The following is an 18043-nucleotide window of genomic DNA, read 5'->3' as shown; positions in this document are numbered from 1 at the left end:
CATGAACCAAACAGATCAACTGATGCCCAGGCCTGCCTTCCACTTCACCCCGCAACGCAACTGGATGAACGACCCCAACGGGCTCGTCCACGATCGCGGCCTCTGGCACCTCTACTACCAATACAATCCCGAGGGCCCGGACTGGGGCAACATGAGCTGGGGCCATGCCACCAGCGCCGATCTGCAGCACTGGACCGAGCATCCCGTGGCGCTGCCATATCGCCAGGGCGAGCAGATCTTCTCCGGCTCCATCGTGGCCACAGAGTCCGACGCCGGACCGCTTCTGACCGCCCACTATACGAGCGCGTACGACGACGGACACCAGGCACAGTCCCGGGCGGAAAGTACCGACGGTGGTTTCACCTGGGAGACGGACCCCGGCAACCCCGTCCTGGATCGCAACACCAGCGCGTTCCGCGACCCCAAGGTGATCCGTTGTGCGGATGCCGGGGGAGAGCCCCGGTGGATTCTGCTGGCCGTCGAGGCGGAAGACCGGCAGGTGCTCTTTTACTCATCCACCGACCTGCGCACCTGGAAGCACGAGAGCACCTTTGGTCCGTTGGGGGTGGACGGGGTTGTCTGGGAATGCCCGGATCTCATTCCGCTGCCCGTGGACGGAAACGCTGACACCATCCGCTGGGTGCTGCTGCTCAGCACCAACCCCGTGGGCGGGGATGCGGATCCGGAGGGTTCCTCGATGAGCTATCTCATCGGTGACTTTGACGGCACCACATTCACCCCGGACTCCTCCGAGCTGACCCGCCTCGATCTAGGCCGAGACTTCTACGCCGGCGTCACCTTCGACAACGCCCCGGCCGGCGAAAAAGTCATGATGGCTTGGATGAGCAACTGGAGCTACGCCGGTGCCATCCCATCGGCCCCGTGGCGGGGAGCCATGTCGCTGCCGCGCCAGTTGTCGCTGCGCACCGTCGGCGGATCCCCGCGGCTCATCCAACAACCGCCAACATTCATCCAGGAACAGCTCGCCGCGGCAGATCCCGCAGCCCGCATGAGCCTGGCCCAACCCGTCGAGATGGCCCTGAGCGGACACTCGCTCATGGAAATTCACTGGGATCCGACTACTACAGGGACGCTTCGGCTGACCCTTCGAGGGGACGCCGAGTCCGACGTCGTCATTGATCACGCGCCCGAAACCGGCGCCTTGCGCGTCACCCGCCAAGGCGCCGCTGCGCAAGCTGTCCATGCCGCCTTTCCCTCGACGAGCACCGTTGCCCTCGATGCTTTGGCGCCGGTGCGGCTGCTCCTGAGCCTTGACGGACCGCTGCTGGAACTGTTTATCAACGACGGCGAAGCGACCGTTTCAAACCTTGTTGTCGTGGGCTCCGGCGCAGTGACGGCTCGGATTGAAGCGGGGCTGCCAGGGCATGTTTCGGTGCTACTGCGCGATGTCCCTGAAACTGAAACGCCTGCACGGCCTTCTCCGCCAGGAAGCTCACAAGGCCTGGCCTGATCCACCTCTCTGTTCTGCAACTGCCAATTGACCCTGGCGGGCGCCCCCGCGCGCCCGCCAGGCCTTGAAAGGAAGCAAATCATGATGCCCAAAATCTCCCGCCGGAGTCTCCTCCAGGGCGCCGGAACCGGCGCCCTGGCGCTCGTGCCGAGCGGAGGCTTGCCCGCCGCCGCGCAAGCCCAGGTCTCCCTCCGCGCCAAATATCACATGACCCCGCCGTCCGGCTGGCTCTGCGACCCGCAACGACCCGTCACCACCAACGGCGCCTACCAGCTCTACTACCTGCACGCCGGCCAGAACAACGGCCCGGGCGGTTGGGACCACGCCACCACAAGCGACGCAGTCACCTTCACCCACCACGGCACCGTGATGCCGCTGGAACCTGACTTCCCCGTCTGGTCGGGATCCGCCGTCGTCGATACCGCGAACACCGCCGGATTTGGTGCGGGAGCAGTCGTCGCCCTGGCCACGAAACCAACCGACGGCATCCGCAAATACCAGGAGCAGTACCTGTACTGGTCAACCGACGGCGGATTCACGTTCACGGCGCTCGCCGACCCTGTCATTGTCAACACCGACGGGCGCACCGCAACCACGCAGGCCGAAATTGACAACGCCGAGTGGTTCCGTGACCCCAAGATCCACTGGGATGCCGCCCGCAGTGAATGGGTGTGCGTGATCGGGCGGGCACGCTACGCAAGCTTCTTCACCTCAACGAACCTTCGTGATTGGCACCTCAAGCTCAACTTCGACTACCCCAACCACGCCCTCGGCGGCGTTGAATGCCCCGACCTGTTCGAAATGACAGCCGACGACGGCACCCGTCATTGGGTGCTCGGAGCCAGCATGGATGCCTACAGCATTGGCCTGCCCATGACCTACGCCTACTGGATGGGCGTCTGGGACGGTGACGAGTTCATTGCCGACGACCTCACCCCGCAGTGGCTGGACTGGGGCTGGGACTGGTACGCCGCCGTCACCTGGCCATCCACCGACGAGCCGGACACGCGCCGTCTCGCGATCGCGTGGATGAACAACTGGAAATACGCCGCACGTGATGTGCCGACCGACGCCACTGACGGCTACAACGGCCAAAACTCCATTGCGCGCGAGCTGCGCCTTGCGCATCAGGGCGACGGCGGCTACAGCCTCCTGAGCAGCCCCGTTGTATCGCTGGCGAACTACACGACGGCAACCAAGGCTGTGCCTGACCAGACTGTCAACGGAAATTTCACTGTGCCCTTCAACGGCCGCGCCTACGAGCTTGAACTGGACATCAGCTGGGATGCCGCGAGCAACGTTGGGGTTGCCGTGGGGCGCTCCGCCGACGGATCCCGGCACACCAACATTGGCAAGTACGGCAGCGAGCTCTACGTTGACCGGGCGCCGTCGGACCTCGGCGGATACTCACTGGCACCTTATTCGCGGGCCGCGGCGCCGATCGATGCCAATGCCCGCTCCATGCACCTGAGAGTCTTCGTTGACACCCAAAGTGTTGAGGTGTTCGTCAATGCCGGCCACACGGTGCTTTCCCAACAGGTGCACTTCGCCGAAGGAGACACCGGCATATCGTTCTACTCCGACGGCGGGGCGGCAACGTTCACCGGCATCACCATCCGGGAAATCGACGCCTCCAGCTGACGAGGGTGGAGACGTGCTCCCCCGGGGAGCGCCACCCTGTAGTGGCGCTCCCCGGGGGCGGCGTCTCACAGCTCGGCAATGATGATTTTCTTCATCTCGAGCATCCGCGCGAAGGCACCCGGATGCTGCATGAGCTCGCCCATGTTCTGCGGCACGATCTGCCAGCTCACGCCGAAGCGGTCAACCACCCAGCCACACTGTTCTGCCTCGGGCACGCTGGACAGGACCTCCCACAGACGATCGATCTCCTCCTGGTCTGCGCAGGAGACTTCCAGTGAGAGCCCCGGTGAGAACGTGAAGTCGTGGATCGCGCCGCCATCCATGCCGGAGAACGACTGCCCGGCCAGCGTGAACTCTGCGAACATGATGCCGTCCGCCGCATTCGGATGGGGCATGGACATGCCGGTGCTGGAATCCGGCAGAAGCCCGGTGTAGAGCTCGATCGCCTGCTGGGCCTGGGCAACAGGCCCGGTGAAAAGGAACTGTGGAATCACGACTGCCCGCCGGTCTCCGGCGGGGGCGCCCAACATCAGCTGCCAGTTCACCCCGAAGCGGTCTTCGACCCAGCCATACAGCTTGCTGTGCGGATATTCGCCCAACTCCATGCGCACCTGGCCGCCTTCTGCGAAGGCCTCCCACATGCTCTGGATGCGGGCGCGGGCCTCATCCTCGCCGCCGTCGAACAGGCGCGGATCCATGTTCAGGATGAACGAGATGGCAGGTGTTGGACGGAACTCATTGCCGGCATTGATGAGGCGGATCTGGTAACCGCTGACTGACACATCAACGACGAGGGGCTGCCCCGCAAAATCGCGTTGGAAGTCCAGCAAACCTTCCGTTGGATAGTTCATTGTTGTCTCCGCCGACGTTTGCGGAAGCACCGCAGAGTAGAACTCTCCGACCTCCACCGCGTTGCCTTGACACCATACATTGGGCACGATCCGTTGCATGATTCCTCCTGCTCGAAGTGACTCATTTCAGCATGCCACTGCCGCACCTTCGCATCAATAGCGGCGACGCCGTATCGGTGCAGTTCAAAGCCGCCTCAGTGAGTCATCGGCCTGCATGCCTGCGTACGTGAACTGGACATCGGCCGGGATGCCGCGAGGGACCCCCGAACCTGAATATAATGAGGCATGGATAAAAAGCTCGGAGCAACGCCCCGGGTGGGCATCCGTGACGTCGCAGCAGCAGCGGGTGTTTCGATTACGACCGTGTCGCATGCGCTGAGCGGGGCTCGCGCATTAAAAGCTGACACGCGGGCGCGGGTGTTGGCTGCTGCAGAGCGGTTGGGCTATTCGCCAGACCCGCGGGCACGCGGTCTGCGAAGCGCACGCACCTACATGATTGGGCTCCTGAGCGACACCATTGCAGTGACTCCCTATGCCGGACTCATGATCAGCGGTGCGCAGGATGCGGCCGCCGAAAATCAGAGCGCCGTCGTGGTCCTTGACTCAAATGCAATGGCCGAGCGGGAACTGTTGGACATCCGCATATTGAATAATCATCGGGTGGATGGCGTGATCTATGCGCGCATGTACCACCAGGAGGTCACGGTGCCGCAGGAGCTGGACAGTGCGCCGGTGGTATTGGCGAATGCCTCAACCGGCGATCCTCGTTATTCCTCGATCGTTCCGGATGAGGTGGGGATTGGTCTGGACGCGACCCGGCACCTGACGAGCTTTGGGCACCGCCGGATTGGCTTCACCACTGTTCCCGAATCGGTGCCGGCGTCCCGGGGTCGCGAGCGCGGCTATCGCCAGGCATTGGAAGAAGCCGGAATCACTGTGGACGAATCGTTGATCGCAGCGACCAGCGGCGACGCGGCCGGTGGGCGTGCTGCCGCCCGCCTCCTGTTGGATCGGCCCAACCGCCCCACCGCCATCTTCTGCTTTAACGATGAAGCGGCCATGGGCGTCTACCAGGCGGCCCGGGAACTTGGCTTGTCCATCCCGCATGATGTTTCGATTGTTGGTGTGGATGACCTGCAACTGATTTCGCGTGCCTTGGTGCCGATGTTAACCACCATTGCGTTGCCGCACCATGAAATGGGGCGCTGGGCGGTGTCCCAGCTCTTCCAGCATGTGGATGGGGGACAACCGGACGCCATTCAGAAGCAGCTTCCCTGCACCCTGGTCAAGCGCGATTCGGTTGCGCCACCCTCCAGTTAAAAATTACTTGCGGGTTGGGGCGGCCACGGCCAGCGGATTGAGGGTGGCCGACAGCAGCTGGGTATCGCCACCCAACGATTCGACACTGAGCGTGTGTTGTCCCGGCGACAGGACGGATACCGAACTCAGGGCGGCTTCGCCGTCCTGGGCAAAGACCTCAATCGACGTCGTGTCAACAACCACATCCAGGCTGAGCCCGCCATCACGCAGGGGAACCTTTTCGCTGCGGACCTGGCGGTAGCTTTCCGGCATGCCGGCGGCGATCTTGTCGGAATCACGGGCCAGGGACAACGTCTGGTCATGGAAGTTGTAATTGAGCGTGATGAACGATCCATCGTGATCTTCCAACTTCACGCGCGCTTCCTTGGCCGGATGTCCCGCATCCGGTGCCATGGTCAGGCGCAGCCGATAGGCAGCCGTGGCCGGTTGCGGCAAGCTGATGGGGTTGTGCTGCTGAATCTGCTGGGCATCGGCGTGTTCGGGCTCGCCTTCGAGATCGGCGATGGCGTCGATGGGTTGTGAGTTCAGCTCTGGATGCCCGTCAACAGTGCGCAACGTCAGCTGGCGCACTGTTGACATGCTGCCACCGGACCAGTCTTCTTTTGGCAGTGCTCCGGCATACGCCCAGTTGTTCATCCAGCCGATTGCATAGCGCTGTGCGAGCGGATTGTCAGCATTCGGGTCATCCCAGGTGACGGCCGCGTAGAAATCAGAGCCGGCATCAAGCCAGCGGGGGTCATCTTGTTCCGGGACAAAGTTCTTTCCGTCCCATGAGCCGGTCCAGTAGGTGTAGCCGGTGGTACGACCGGTGCTTTCGCCGTTGGCGCTGATTCCCAGCACCCAGGTCGTGCGCTCCGGGTCGCCATCCACGGCCATCTCAAACAAGTCGGGGCATTCAATGACACCAAGATCATTGCGCTCAAATCCCGACTGGTAGGTCCAAGCCTTCAAATCCGGGGACGTGTAAAAACCAACCTTGTTGCCCTCGGCCAACAGCATGAGCCAATGGGAGCGTTCTTTGTCCCAGACGATCTTCGGATCACGCCAGGCTTCCGTGCCGGGGTTGTCCATGACAGGGTTGCCTTCATAGGAAGTGAACGAATAGCCGCCGTCTGTCGAAAAGAACAGCGACTGGCGTTGCACCCCATCAATTTGCTGGGTGACCAGGGAAATCACGGCATCCTTGCCAAATCCGGCCGTATTCTTCGTGTCAACCACCGCGCTTCCGGTCCAGATGTCGCCAAGACCGTTGGTGTACTTCTCGATGGCAACGCCTTCGTCTTTCCAATGGACCAGGTCGGTTGAGGTGACGTGATACCAGGCGGTGCCGTTTCCCTCCGGGTAATCGGCGTTGTAGAGGTAGTAAAAGTGCCAAAGGCCATTGAGAAAAAACGGGCGCTGTGGATCGTTCATCCAGTCTTGGGCAGGGGTCAAGTGCGTAGCCGGGCGATATTGCGACCAGTCGTCCGGCCGCTGAAATTCTTCGGCGCCAGTGGCGGGGGACTGGTTCGCGGGGTTGGGTGCCTCTTCCGCGGGCCTCATGAGCACCACGGTTGTGATCGCACCGAGAACCAGGACACAGATCACGGCTGCAGCCAAAAAGGACAAGGGGAAGCGGCGTCTTGAAATGGGCATTGGTCTTTCGAAGGGATGGGTGCAGGGTCTCCGCCGGCGGACGGCAGGGACTCTGCTTCGTCGCAAAAATGTGGGGGAGAGAACGTGCATCACTTGGAGTGACCAGGAACCACCGTAACCGACATCCAAAACGTTTTGCCAACAAATGTGACCAAGGTTCCAAAACGTTTTGCATCGTTTGACTTTTCCTGTGTGGATGCTTAGTTTTGGCTGTGGAGAGAATGTGTGTCCCGTTCGAGTGATTGTCCGATTGCCAATCGAATGAAGGCACATGATTGTGAAGAAAACACGCACCAAACACGGCCGGCTGGTCGCCGTATTAGGTCTGGGAGCACTCGGTGCGGCCCTGATCGCCGGGCCGGCAGTAGCTGCACCGGACGTTGCGCCGGGGTTCCCGGCACCAACTGAACACACCCAACAGGCATACAGCCCAACCGATGACTTCACTGCACGTTGGACTCGCGCCGACGCCAAACAGCTGAAGGCCATGTCCAACCCGGACGCCGCTCCTCGTGAGAATTCCATGCCCGAGGACTTCACGATGCCGACAGTATCTCAGGACTTCCCTGACATGAGCAACGAAAAGGTCTGGGTTTGGGATACCTGGCCATTGGTTGACGAGAACGCCAACCAGTACAGCGTCAGTGGCCAGGAAATCATCTTTTCGCTCGTTGCCGACCGCAAGCTGGGCTTCGATGAGCGACACCAATATGCGCGCATCGGCTACTTCTACCGTCCCGCAGGTGTACCTGCCGATGAGCGTCCCGAAAACGGTGGCTGGACCTACGGCGGCCAGGTCTTCGATGAAGGCGTCACGGGCAAGATCTTTGAGGATCAGTCCTTCAGCCACCAGACCCAGTGGTCGGGTTCGGCGCGTGTCACCAAAAACGGCGAAGTCAAGCTGTTCTTCACCGACGTTGCGTTCTACCGCGACGCAGCCGGCAACGACGTCAAGGCCTATGACCCGCGCATCGCACTGAGCGTCGGGCACGTGCACGCCAACAAGAATGGCGTGAAGTTCACCGGCTTCGACAAGGTCACCGACCTGCTGCAGGCTGACGGCAAGCTCTACCAGAACGCCGAGCAGAACCAGTTCTTCAACTTCCGTGACCCCTTCACCTTTGAAGATCCGGCCCACCCGGGCGAGACCTACATGGTTTTCGAAGGCAACACCGCCCAGAAGCGTGACGAAGCCCAGTGCACTGCCGAAGACCTCGGCTACCGCGAGGGCGAGACCAACGGCGAAACCGTCGCCGAGGTCAACAAATCCGGTGCAACTTACCAGATCGGCAACGTGGGCCTGGCCCGTGCAACGAACAAGGAGCTGACCAAGTGGGAGTTCCTGCCGCCAATTTTGTCGGCTAATTGCGTCACCGACCAGACCGAGCGTCCGCAGGTTTACATGAAGGACGGGAAGTACTACCTGTTCACCATTAGCCACCGCTCAACCTTCGCCGCCGGCATCGACGGCCCGGAAGGCGTCTACGGCTTTGTGGGTGACGGCATCCGCAGCGACTACCAGCCGTTGAACCGCGGTTCGGGCCTGGCCCTGGGCAGCCCCACCAACCTGAACTATCCTGCTGGTACGCCGTTTGCTCCTGACGAAAACCAGCACCCGGGACAGTTCCAGGCCTACTCGCACTACGTGATGCCCAACGGTCTGGTGCAGTCATTCATCGACACCATCGGAACCAATGACAACTTCGTGCGTGGCGGTACCCTCGGCCCGACAGTTCGCCTGGATATTGAGGGCGCCTCGGCCACTGTGGACCGTTCCTACGGCAACCTGGGACTCGGCGGCTGGGCGGACATCCCCGCGAACCGTGAGCTCAAGGTCAACAACGGTGTAGCCAAATAATTGGCGTAGCCCGCATGCCGCATTACTGAGCTGACAAATTCGGTCGGTGCACCTTCATCACCCGTGAAGGCGCACCGACCGATTTGAGTGTCCTGACGTCTTCTTGATCCGAAGCGGCTCGGTGCGAATGACAATCTCATTCAAGCCCGCGGCGGGTCAGTGGCCTGCCCGGCCGTAAGCGTAAATGATGACTGTGAAATGCATGCAAGCGGAGCTTGCATGCATTTCTTCAATGTTTTATCGTCGTGGTCGCTGCATCTCAAAGTATGGGCACTACCCTGCGCGTGGGATGAGAGCCAGAAGCCAGTAATCAGCCCCCCCCAACTACGGTGCGGTCGAGTGGCGCCAGTTTGCAATGCATTCCTCCGCCAAATCAAGCCATTGGGGCGGCACACAGCGCTGCCAAGACTAGTTGGAGTCCTTGGCGCGATCGTTGAAGGCTCGTGCTTCGATCTGAACCCATCCGTTTCTGGCTCTGGCCTCCGCGTCAATGTTCCCAACACCCCGCAGGCCTGAGCCACCCAAGTGCTCCAACCGGCCGACATCAGGACCGGCCAAGCAGCCGCGAATGCCCTACGCAGTGGCAGCTGCGCATATTACGGCAGCAAGGCGTTGAACCCCCGCCTTGATCATTTCTGCGGGGAGGGCGCTAAAGGCCAAGCGGAGACAGCTCGATGGTTCTCCTCCCGGCAGGAAGACAGTACCCGGAAAGTAGGCAACATTTGCGTCGAAGGCGCTGTAGACCAGGGTCTGGGTATCGATTGAATGTGGAAGCGTCAGCCAAATAAAGAAGCCACCCTGCGGTTTGGTCCAGGTGACTCCTGTCGGCATATTTCCGGCGAGGGCTGTGAGCATGACGTCACGGCGTTCCCGGTAGGCGTCGATGGCTGTCGAAAGATGGGCCCGCCAGTCGTAGTCCCGAAGGTATGCCGAGATGAGCATTTGGCTCAAAGCGGGCGGGCACAGGGTGCTCGAACCGCCCAAGATCAGGAACTTCTGCACCAGATGCGGCGGCAACAGCGCCCACCCGATTCGTAGTCCAGGGGAAAAGATCTTGGAAAATGATCCCAGGTAGATCACGTCTTGCGGATTGTCCGCGCGGAGCGCAGGCAGGGTGTCGCCGTCCAAGCGCAACAGGCCGTAGGGGTTGTCCTCCACCACGATGATGTTGAATTCGCGGCAGATCGCCACAATCTGGCTGCGCCTGTCCGCAGCCAGGGTGATTCCGGTCGGATTGTTGAAGTTGGGAATGACGTATAGGAACTTGATGTTCTTTCCGGCATCCCTCAGACCGGCAATGCGCCGCTCAAGCTCTTCAGGAATCAACCCATCTTCATCTGTCCGGACTGCCTGTACGTCGGTTTGATACCCGGCGAATGTTCCGAGAGCACCCATGTAGGTGGCATCGTCGGTCAGAATGGTGTCCCCGGGATTGCAAAGAATTTTGGTGACGGTGTCCAAGGCCGATTGGGAGCCGATGGTCACGGCCACGTTGGCGGGGGAGCTGTCGGTGATTCCTTCCAACGCCATGAGCTCGCAGATCTGGGTGCGTAGTTCCTCCGTGCCTTGACCCGCACCATATTGCAGCGCATGCTGGCCGTCATTTGCAATGATGGCGTCTGCCGAAAGGCCCAGACCGGCCATGGGAAGAAAGCTGAGGTCGGGGTTCCCTCCTGCCAGGGAGATCAGCCCGGGGCGGGCGGCTGTCGCAAATATTTCTGCAACCGCCGTTGAAATCGGCCCCGTGGCGCAGTCTGCGAAGAGGCGTTCGTGCCGGGACGCAGGTGCAGAATGAACGAGTCCGTCCAGGATCTGGGGCATCGTCATGCGCTCTCGGTGTGTGTGACGTCGGGGGCAAGGGCCCCTGCACAAAGCCGGTGGAGCACTTCGGTCAGCATTGTCAGCCCGGCAACGATGTCCTCATCGGTGGTGTACTCGTGCTCATTGTGAGAGATCCCGTCAACGCTGGGCACAAACAACATGACTGTGGGGACCAGGTCCTTCATGTTGGTGGAGTCGTGGCCGGCCAGGGTCATGACCTCCTTGTTTGACAGGCCCAGATCCGCGGCCACCTTCGCCGCCAGTTCCACGCCCTCGCGCTGGTATGGCGTAACGGGCCAGGAATGCGAGTGGTGCTTTTCGACTGAGACACTGGCCAGTGCCTCAATGTCCGCGATGCGGCCGTGCAGCAGTGCGTCCGCTTCTGCCAGGACGGTTTCATCGGCGCTGCGCAGGTCAAGCAGCAGACTCACTCGCGATGGCACCACGACCGGCGAGTTCGGGTAGACATTGAGCTGCCCGACGGAGGTGTGCAGGACTCCCGGGAACTGGTTGGCCAGCTCCCGTGCAGCGACCACAAGCATGGAAGCGCCCAGCAGCGCGTCCTTGCGATCCTCGATCACGGTGGACCCGGTGTGGGCCTGTTCGCCGTGGACCACAAATTCGTACTTGTTGGCGGCCCAGTTAGAGGACACCAGACCAATCGTGACACCCTCCCGTTCCATGCCGCGGCCTTGTTCGATATGTATCTCCGCGCAAAATGCTGCCTCGGGCCCGGCAAAGTCGCCCCGGCACCCAATTTCATCCAAGGCGTCGCAGACGGAAACACCGGCGGCGTCAGTCGTCGCAAGCGCCGTGTCCAGCTCCAGCTTCCCTGTGTACACGGAGGAGCCCATCATGGACGGCTTGAAGCGGGAGCCTTCCTCGTTGAACCAGTTGACGACGGCGATGTTGTACTTGGGTGCTTCACCGTTTGCCTCGCCCCACGCAGCCTTGAGCCGAAACGCTGCGTGCGCCGCGGCCAGAACCCCATAAGCGCCGTCATACCGTCCGGCGGTTGGCTGGGAATCCATGTGCGATCCAGCCACAACGAACGGAGCACCCGGCACAGCCTCGTAGAGCCCCCACTGATTGCCGGCCTGATCGAACTGCACCTTGAAACCTTGTGCCTCCAGCAAGGTTTTAAGCCAGTGCCGCTGCTCGCCGTCGGGGGCGCTGGCTGCTTGGCGGTCGACACCACCGTTTCCGGTGGCACCAAAGGCGCCCATGGTGTGGAAATCCGCCACGAAGGCATTGTCCTGGTCGGTGAAGCTGGCAGTTGATGTCATGGCTTTCCCTTCGGGGTGGCGATTGGAGTGTTAGGACGCGTGGGCCGGAACCGGCACGGGATGTTGGCTGGGCAGGGTGTTGTAGCTGAAAATGCCGCCCACAGCGGTGGCCAACACCGCCAATTCACCGATGTCAGCGACGGCAAGCGGTGAACCTGACAGCACCGTGAAGTCTGCGAACTTCCCGATGGACAGGGAGCCCTTGACGGTCTCTGTTCCGGTGGCCCGGGCGGCACCGGTGGTGTAGGCGGCGAGGGCTTGGTGGGGCGTGAGTCGTTCATGCGGATTGCCAAATACAGCGCCGGATGATGTTTTGCGGTCCACGAAGGCTTGCATCCCGCGCAGCACATTGCCGTTGGCCACTGGTCGGTCCGAGCTTCCGGCCAAGGTGATGCCCGCGGCCAGGAACGAAGCCGCCCGGTAGGCCCAGGGCAAGCGGTCAGTTCCGAGGGAGAGCGCCATGCCGTCGCCTCCGTCGTGAAAGAAGCTGGCTTGGGGCGTGACGGCGATGCCGGCTGCCGCCATTCGTCCCAACTGATCAGGCCGCGTCAGGGAGGCATGCTCGATCCTGTTCGGCATGGCGTGGCGGCCGTATTTCAGCTCACAGGTGCCGATGATGTTAATGGCCAGTTCCACGGCGCGATCTCCGATGGCGTGGGCGGCGATGGACCATCCGGCCGCGTACACGGATTCGATCTTCTCCTGCAACTGCACCGGGCTGGCCTGAAAGTAGCCCAGGTTTCCGGCATTGTCCCGATGCCCGTGGCTGCAATATTCTGCACTGACGGCTGCCGTTTCGCCCATGAGCGAGCCGTCAAGGAAGACCTTGGCAGGGCCCAGCGACAGCATGTCGTCGCCGAAGCCGCTGGCAATGCCCAGATCCAGCCCCGAGGGTGCATCGTGTCCGCCGCCGTCGGCGGCGTGCCCCTCCAAACGGTGCAGCGCATCGAGGACCGGCATGACCTGTGCGCGGGCGTGGAGCCGCCCGGAGGCTGCAGCCCGCTGGTAGGCAGCAAGCTCGGCCGGACTGTGCCCGATCCACCCGCCCCCGGCCCCCGCCTCAGTGAAACTTGTAATCCCTTCAGAGGCGTAATGCAGGGTGGCGCGGTCAAGCGCCGATTCCAAATCCTCAATCGAGTACGGCAGTATCAGTGCCTGGATTAGGGCCTGGGCTGTTTCCTGGACGAGTCCTGTGGGCTGGCCGGAAGCATCCCGGACGATGACGCCACCGTCGGGGTCCGTGAAATCGAGGGAGTGGGCACCGGCCAGGCGAAGCGCGGCGGTATTTACCACGGCCATGTGGCCCGAGTTGTGCCTGATAAACAGCGGCCGTTCCCCCGTAATGGCATCAAGGGTGCCAATGTCCGGGAACTCACCCTGGTGGTGCTGGTCGCTGAAGCCGGTTGCCATGATCCAGCCCGAGCTGACACCGGCTGCCGACTGGGAGCCAACCTCCTGCTCGATCAGCGCGTACAACTCCGCCAGCCCACGGGCGGCGGAAACATCGAGCTCGGCCAGGCCCAGCCCGAACCACACGGTGTGGCAGTGCGCATCGATAAACCCCGGGGTGATGGTGGCGCCGTTGAGATCCAGGACCGTGGCGGCCTCCAAACCGGCAATGTCGTCGTCGAGGCCAACGATCCGGCCCTGCCAGACTCCCAGCGAGCTGGCGAAGGGCCGTTCGGCGTCCATGGTGATGATGTTGGCGTTGCGCAACAATAGATCTAGTTTCACGGCGATGCCTTAGCGGTGGGAGGTGGTGACGGACTTGAGACGGGTGTAGTCCTCGAGCCCGTAAACGGAGAGGTCCTTGCCGGTGCCGGAGTGCTTGAAGCCGCCGTGCGGGGCCTCGGCCGGAATCACCTGGTGGCAGTTGATCCAGACGCAGCCAAAGTCCAGTTCGATGGAGACACGGGTGACCACGCCGTGGTTTTCGGACCAGACGCTGGAGGCCAGCGCATATTTGGTTCCGTTGGCCAGTGCTATCGACTCGGCCTCCGTGGTGAACGGCTGCACGGTAAGCACGGGGCCAAAGATCTCTTCACGCACCACCTCGTCAGTCTGGACGACGCCGTCAATGACGGTGGGTGCAAAGTGGTAGCCGGTGCCGGTGCGCTTGCCTCCGGCAAGAATCCGGGCATTGTCCGGCAGGCGGGCCATGAATCCCTCCACCCGTTCCAAGTGGGCGGCACTGTTGAGCGGGCCAAGGTCGGCGCCGTCGCCACCCACCCTCAGGGCGTCGGCTGCTGCGGCCAGAGCGGCGGAAAACTTGGCGTGGATTGAGGCTTCCACGAGGACACGGGTGACGGCTGTGCAGTCCTGGCCGGCATTGAAAAAGGCTGCCAGGGCAATCTCGGAGGCAGTGCGGTCAACGTCAACGTCGGCGAAGACGACGGCCGGGGCCTTGCCTCCAAGTTCCAAGTGAACGTCCTTGAGCGTCTTGGCTGCCGCCGACATGACGTGCTCTCCGGCCCGGGTTGAGCCGGTGATGGAGACCATTTCAGGGATCTCGTGCTCCACCATCGCCGCACCGGCGTCACGTCCGCCGCAAATGACATTCACGACGCCGGGCGGGAACACTTCCTGGGCCAACTCGCCCAGGATGACGCTAGACCACGGCGTGGTGTCTGCCGGCTTCAGGACCAAAGTGTTGCCGGCGGCCAGGGCCGGGGCGATCTTCCAGATGGCCATCATGAACGGGTAGTTCCACGGCGTGATTTGGGCGACCACACCCAACGGTTCGCGCCGGACGGTGGAGGTGAATCCCCGGACATACTCGGTGGAGGCGGTCCCGGAGACGACGCGGCAGGCGCCGGCGAAGAAGCGCAGTTGGTCGGCGCCGCGCAGGATTTCCAGTTCCCGGGTCGCCGCGCGGGGCTTGCCCGTGCACGCCACCTCGGCGTCCACAAGCCGATCGACGTTGGCCTCGATGAGATCGGCGAACTGGAGCAGCAGGGCCTGGCGTTCGGCCGGTGTCGTGCGCTTGTATGCGGCGAAGGCTTGTGCCGCCGCCTGAAATGCCAGATCGACGATGGCGGCGTCGCTGTCCGGCGCAGTGCCGATCTGTACCCCGGTTGCCGGGTCGAAGAATGGCAGCGTGTCCGCAGTTTCCACGGCTTCGCCGTTGATGATGTTGCTGAGCGTGATCATGAGGGGCTCCAGTTAGTTGCTCTTGGGGGAACGGGTGGCAGGGTCTTGCGGGAGGTGCAGCACGGCTGGCAGGCCGGACTCGACAGCGCGGCGAAACGCGGCGGCAAAGTCGCCGGCCGTATCCACGCGTTCGCCGTAGCCGCCGTAGGAGCGGGCCAGTGCGGCGAAATCGGGGTTGGTCATGTGTGTCCCTGAAGGGCGGCCGGGGTAGTGGTTTTCCTGGTGTTCGCGGATGGTGGCGAAGATGCCGTTGTCCACCACGAGTGCGATGAACGGTGCCCCATAAGCCATTGCCGTGGCGATTTCCTGGCCGTTCATCATGAAGCAGCCATCGCCTGCCACGGAGATGACTTGCCGACCCGGGTAGGCAAGCGAGGCGGCCACGGCGGCGGGGATGCCCATGCCCATTGCGCCGTTGCGCGGGGCAGCGAGCGAGTTGGCGCTGGTGTGGGTCAGGTAGCGGGCAGGCCAGAGGGTGTGGTTCCCGGCGCCAAAGGTGAGGATGGCGTCGTCGTCCATCTCTTGCTTGAGGATTTCCATGACGACGCCAAGATCGACGCCGGTCCCGCCGTCGGGATGGGCGGTGGCAAACTTCAGCTGGTCCGCCCTTGCCTCAGAGAACCACCCGGCCGTGCTGTCCATGGCCGGCTCCGTTGCTGCCAGGGCCAGCGAGAAAGCGGAGACGTCCGCAATGATGTGCTGGTCCAGCCGACCAAAGTGGCCCAGGAGGTCCGCGTCGGAGTTGGCCACGACCGTTTCGGCGCCGAGTCCGCGAGTATAGCCGTCGGAGAGGACGTCGCTGCGGACGCAGCCAATAAATAGGACCAGGTCCGCTGTGTCCAGTCTGGCGGCGTTGGCATCGTTGCGCCCATAGCCAAGGTATCCGGCGTAGGCGTCGGAGGTGTGCGGGACGGCGTCATATGCACGGAAATCGGCGAGGATGGGGATGCCTTGGCGGGCCGCCCAGTCGGCGATGGCCGTGCCGGAATCCTGCGTCCACCCTTCGCCGCCCACCACGATCAACGGTTTTGATGCAGCGCCGAGCCGGGACTGCAGTTCATCCAGTGCAGGGACCGCCGGAGCGGTGCGGGTCACCCGGCGCGGTTCCACGGTGCCAGCCTCAATGACATGGACCAGCACATCCTCGGGCAGGCCGACAACGACGGGACCAGGTCGTCCGCTCAATGCGGTGAAGATGGCATCGTCCACCACCCGTGCAGCGGAGGCGGCGTCGTCGAGCGTGACAACCTTTTTGGCGGTGCTGCCAAACCAGGCGTTAATGTCGAATTCCTGGAAGGACTCACGCCCGCGGTCAGCGACCGGGATGAGACCTACGAACATGATCAGGGGAGTGGCATCCTGATATGCGGTGTGGATGGCGATGAAGGCGTTGGCGGCGCCGGGACCGCGGGTCACCATCGCGATGCCCGGCAACTCTGTGAGCCGGCCTTCGGCCAGTGCCATGAATCCGGCGCCACCTTCTTGGCGAGTCACCACGGTTTCAATGGATGAGTCATGAAGTCCGTCCAGAACATCCAGGTAACTTTCGCCCGGGACGCCGTAGACGCGCTTGATGCCGGCGCGCTCCAGCTGGGCAACGATCAGGTGGCCTGCAGTAGTGGTGCTCACAGCTTCATTCCTTCTTCCTTGATGCTCAGCGGCGGCAGGAAGATGCCGGACAGAGCGGTTAATATTGAGATGACGATGAGGATGGCTGCACCGGGCCAGAACGAGTTTCCGTTGGCGGCCACCAGGGCAGTGGCGATCAACGGCACGAAACCCGAAATAACACCGGCCGTGTTTGAGGTGATGGCGACGCCCGTGTACCGGACTTTGGTGGCAAACAACGATGTCAGGGCCGCCCCGGAGACTGCGTACGGGGCGGTCAGAACGGCAACCCCGAGCATCATTCCGGCGATCACCAGCACGGGGATGCGGCTGTCGATGGCTAGGAAGACGGGGATGGCTACGAGAGCCGAGGCGAGGCCGCCCCATAGAATGACCTTGCTGGGACCGAATTTTTCTCCCATGCGGCCCGCCCAGATGATCACGCCGATCTGCAAGACAGCGGCAAGCAGCGTCCCCATGAGCAGCAAACCGTACGAGAGATGGAGTACCTTCGTGCCGTAAAACACCACGAAACTTGTGATGAGGTAGAAACCGCCAATGCCGAGCAGTGCCGAGGACATGCCGACCAGGATTTGGCGCCAGCTGTTCTTCAGTACGCCCCGGATTGGTGCATGTTCGGTTTCCCCGGATTCCATGAGGGCGGCGAATTCGGGTGATTCGCTGAGTCGGCCGCGGATCCACAGGGAAACTGCGAGTAGGGGAATGGCGGCGATGAACGGAATGCGCCAGCCCCAAGCGTCGAAGTTGGTCTGCCCCACCAGGTACAGCATTCCGAAGAAGCCACCTGAAGAAAGGATGGTGCCGATGGGGGAGCCAATCTGCGGGAGAGCAGCGTAGCGGGCGCGCTTCTCAGCTGGAGCATTTTCAACCGCGATGATCACCGCCCCGCTCCACTCCCCGCCTACAGCCAGTCCCTGGACGATACGCAAGACCACCAGCAGTAGGGGGGCGGCCAGCCCGATGCTCATGTAGTTTGGCAGCAAGCCGATCAGGCCAGTAACGACGCCGATGCCGACGATTGTCACCATGAGGATCTTCTTGCGGCCCACCTTGTCTCCGAGGGCGCCGAAAATGAACCCGCCAATGGGCCTTGCCACAAAACCTACAGCCAGAGTTGCAAACGAACCCATGGCCGCTAGGAAGGGATCATGCGAAACAAAGAACTGGGTGTTGAATACCAAGGCTGCAGCGGTAGTGAAAAGGAAGAAGTCGTACCATTCCAGAGCGGTACCGACAAGGGCGGCGAGTGCCACCTTGCGGGTGACGCTTTCGCTAACTTCACCAGGTGCGGCCGGTTGGTGCGTGTTGGCCTTTGTTGACATGAATAATTGCTCCGATGAATTCTAAATGTTTTCGTAGATGCCGCAGGCGATGTTTTTGT

Annotated in this window: 12 protein-coding genes; 4 read left to right on the top strand and 8 right to left on the bottom strand. The window is 62.2% G+C overall.

All coding sequences use genetic code 11. From position 1 onward, the window contains the following. The first annotated feature begins 1 nt into the window (after nucleotide 1). Both AC1L6K_RS19450 and AC1L6K_RS19445 read left to right on the top strand, forming a co-directional pair. Nucleotides 2-1471, top strand: coding sequence for a glycoside hydrolase family 32 protein (locus AC1L6K_RS19450; RefSeq protein WP_480950477.1), 1470 nt, complete (start codon nucleotides 2-4; stop codon nucleotides 1469-1471). An 81-nt stretch (nucleotides 1472-1552) separates the two neighbouring features. Beyond that, entirely contained in the window at nucleotides 1553-3112 is a 1560-nt protein-coding gene (locus AC1L6K_RS19445) for a glycoside hydrolase family 32 protein (RefSeq protein ID WP_480950476.1), read from the top strand. Between the two features lie 65 nt (nucleotides 3113-3177). Here the strand turns inward: AC1L6K_RS19445 and AC1L6K_RS19440 are convergent, their stop codons facing one another. Continuing rightward, nucleotides 3178-4062 (bottom strand): VOC family protein, encoded by an 885-nt coding sequence (locus AC1L6K_RS19440; RefSeq protein WP_480950475.1) that lies wholly within the window; start codon nucleotides 4060-4062, stop codon nucleotides 3178-3180. A gap of 186 nt (nucleotides 4063-4248) precedes the next feature. Between AC1L6K_RS19440 and AC1L6K_RS19435 the strand changes: the two genes are divergently transcribed. After that, nucleotides 4249-5283 (top strand): LacI family DNA-binding transcriptional regulator, encoded by a 1035-nt coding sequence (locus AC1L6K_RS19435; RefSeq protein WP_480950474.1) that lies wholly within the window; start codon nucleotides 4249-4251, stop codon nucleotides 5281-5283. 3 nt (nucleotides 5284-5286) lie between these two features. On the opposite strand, the gene AC1L6K_RS19430 is transcribed toward AC1L6K_RS19435, so the two are convergent. After that, nucleotides 5287-6918, bottom strand: coding sequence for a glycoside hydrolase family 32 protein (locus tag AC1L6K_RS19430; RefSeq protein WP_480950473.1), 1632 nt, complete (start codon nucleotides 6916-6918; stop codon nucleotides 5287-5289). Between the two features lie 271 nt (nucleotides 6919-7189). Here AC1L6K_RS19430 and AC1L6K_RS19425 point away from each other — a divergent pair, with 271 nt between their 5' ends. Then, entirely contained in the window at nucleotides 7190-8776 is a 1587-nt protein-coding gene (locus AC1L6K_RS19425; protein WP_480950472.1) for a glycoside hydrolase family 68 protein, read from the top strand. A 573-nt stretch (nucleotides 8777-9349) separates the two neighbouring features. Here AC1L6K_RS19425 and AC1L6K_RS19420 read toward each other — a convergent pair. From AC1L6K_RS19420 to AC1L6K_RS19395, 6 genes are read right to left on the bottom strand one after another with little or no spacing between them, the layout of a single operon-like run. After that, complete coding sequence (locus tag AC1L6K_RS19420; protein WP_480950471.1) at nucleotides 9350-10603, bottom strand: aminotransferase-like domain-containing protein; 1254 nt, start codon at nucleotides 10601-10603, stop codon at nucleotides 9350-9352. Then, a complete protein-coding gene (locus tag AC1L6K_RS19415) occupies nucleotides 10600-11883 on the bottom strand; it encodes a M20 family metallo-hydrolase (RefSeq protein WP_480950470.1) in 1284 nt (427 codons plus the stop codon). Before AC1L6K_RS19415 ends, AC1L6K_RS19420 begins: the two co-directional genes overlap by 4 nt. A 30-nt stretch (nucleotides 11884-11913) precedes the next feature. Beyond that, nucleotides 11914-13617 carry an amidohydrolase gene (locus tag AC1L6K_RS19410; protein WP_480950469.1) on the bottom strand — a complete coding sequence of 568 codons (1704 nt, stop codon included), beginning with the start codon at nucleotides 13615-13617 and terminating at the stop codon, nucleotides 11914-11916. 9 nt (nucleotides 13618-13626) lie between these two features. After that, on the bottom strand, nucleotides 13627-15033 hold the full coding sequence (locus AC1L6K_RS19405; RefSeq protein ID WP_480950468.1) for a gamma-aminobutyraldehyde dehydrogenase: 1407 nt from the start codon (nucleotides 15031-15033) through the stop codon (nucleotides 13627-13629). Between the two features lie 12 nt (nucleotides 15034-15045). Then, a complete protein-coding gene (locus AC1L6K_RS19400; protein ID WP_480950467.1) occupies nucleotides 15046-16662 on the bottom strand; it encodes a thiamine pyrophosphate-dependent enzyme in 1617 nt (538 codons plus the stop codon). Beyond that, nucleotides 16659-17984, bottom strand: coding sequence for an MFS transporter (locus tag AC1L6K_RS19395; RefSeq protein WP_480950466.1), 1326 nt, complete (start codon nucleotides 17982-17984; stop codon nucleotides 16659-16661). The genes AC1L6K_RS19400 and AC1L6K_RS19395 overlap by 4 nt, the downstream gene beginning before the upstream one ends. Between the last annotated feature and the right edge of the window lie 59 nt (nucleotides 17985-18043).

This window comes from Specibacter sp. BI4 (assembly GCF_056680095.1).
Note: the sequence above shows the minus strand (reverse complement) of the source record. Positions and strands in the feature narration are given on the sequence as shown.

What these genes read in the sequence shown, in the direction of transcription:
- AC1L6K_RS19430 (WP_480950473.1), bottom strand. Translation starts at nt 6,918, where the DNA reads ATGCCCATTTCAAGACGCCGCTTCCCCTTGTCCTTTTTGGCTGCAGCC.
- AC1L6K_RS19395 (WP_480950466.1), bottom strand. Translation starts at nt 17,984, where the DNA reads ATGTCAACAAAGGCCAACACGCACCAACCGGCCGCACCTGGTGAAGTT.
- AC1L6K_RS19450 (WP_480950477.1), top strand. Translation starts at nt 2, where the DNA reads ATGAACCAAACAGATCAACTGATGCCCAGGCCTGCCTTCCACTTCACC.
- AC1L6K_RS19415 (WP_480950470.1), bottom strand. Translation starts at nt 11,883, where the DNA reads ATGACATCAACTGCCAGCTTCACCGACCAGGACAATGCCTTCGTGGCG.
- AC1L6K_RS19425 (WP_480950472.1), top strand. Translation starts at nt 7,190, where the DNA reads ATGATTGTGAAGAAAACACGCACCAAACACGGCCGGCTGGTCGCCGTA.
- AC1L6K_RS19435 (WP_480950474.1), top strand. Translation starts at nt 4,249, where the DNA reads ATGGATAAAAAGCTCGGAGCAACGCCCCGGGTGGGCATCCGTGACGTC.
- AC1L6K_RS19440 (WP_480950475.1), bottom strand. Translation starts at nt 4,062, where the DNA reads ATGCAACGGATCGTGCCCAATGTATGGTGTCAAGGCAACGCGGTGGAG.
- AC1L6K_RS19420 (WP_480950471.1), bottom strand. Translation starts at nt 10,603, where the DNA reads ATGACGATGCCCCAGATCCTGGACGGACTCGTTCATTCTGCACCTGCG.
- AC1L6K_RS19445 (WP_480950476.1), top strand. Translation starts at nt 1,553, where the DNA reads ATGATGCCCAAAATCTCCCGCCGGAGTCTCCTCCAGGGCGCCGGAACC.
- AC1L6K_RS19405 (WP_480950468.1), bottom strand. Translation starts at nt 15,033, where the DNA reads ATGATCACGCTCAGCAACATCATCAACGGCGAAGCCGTGGAAACTGCG.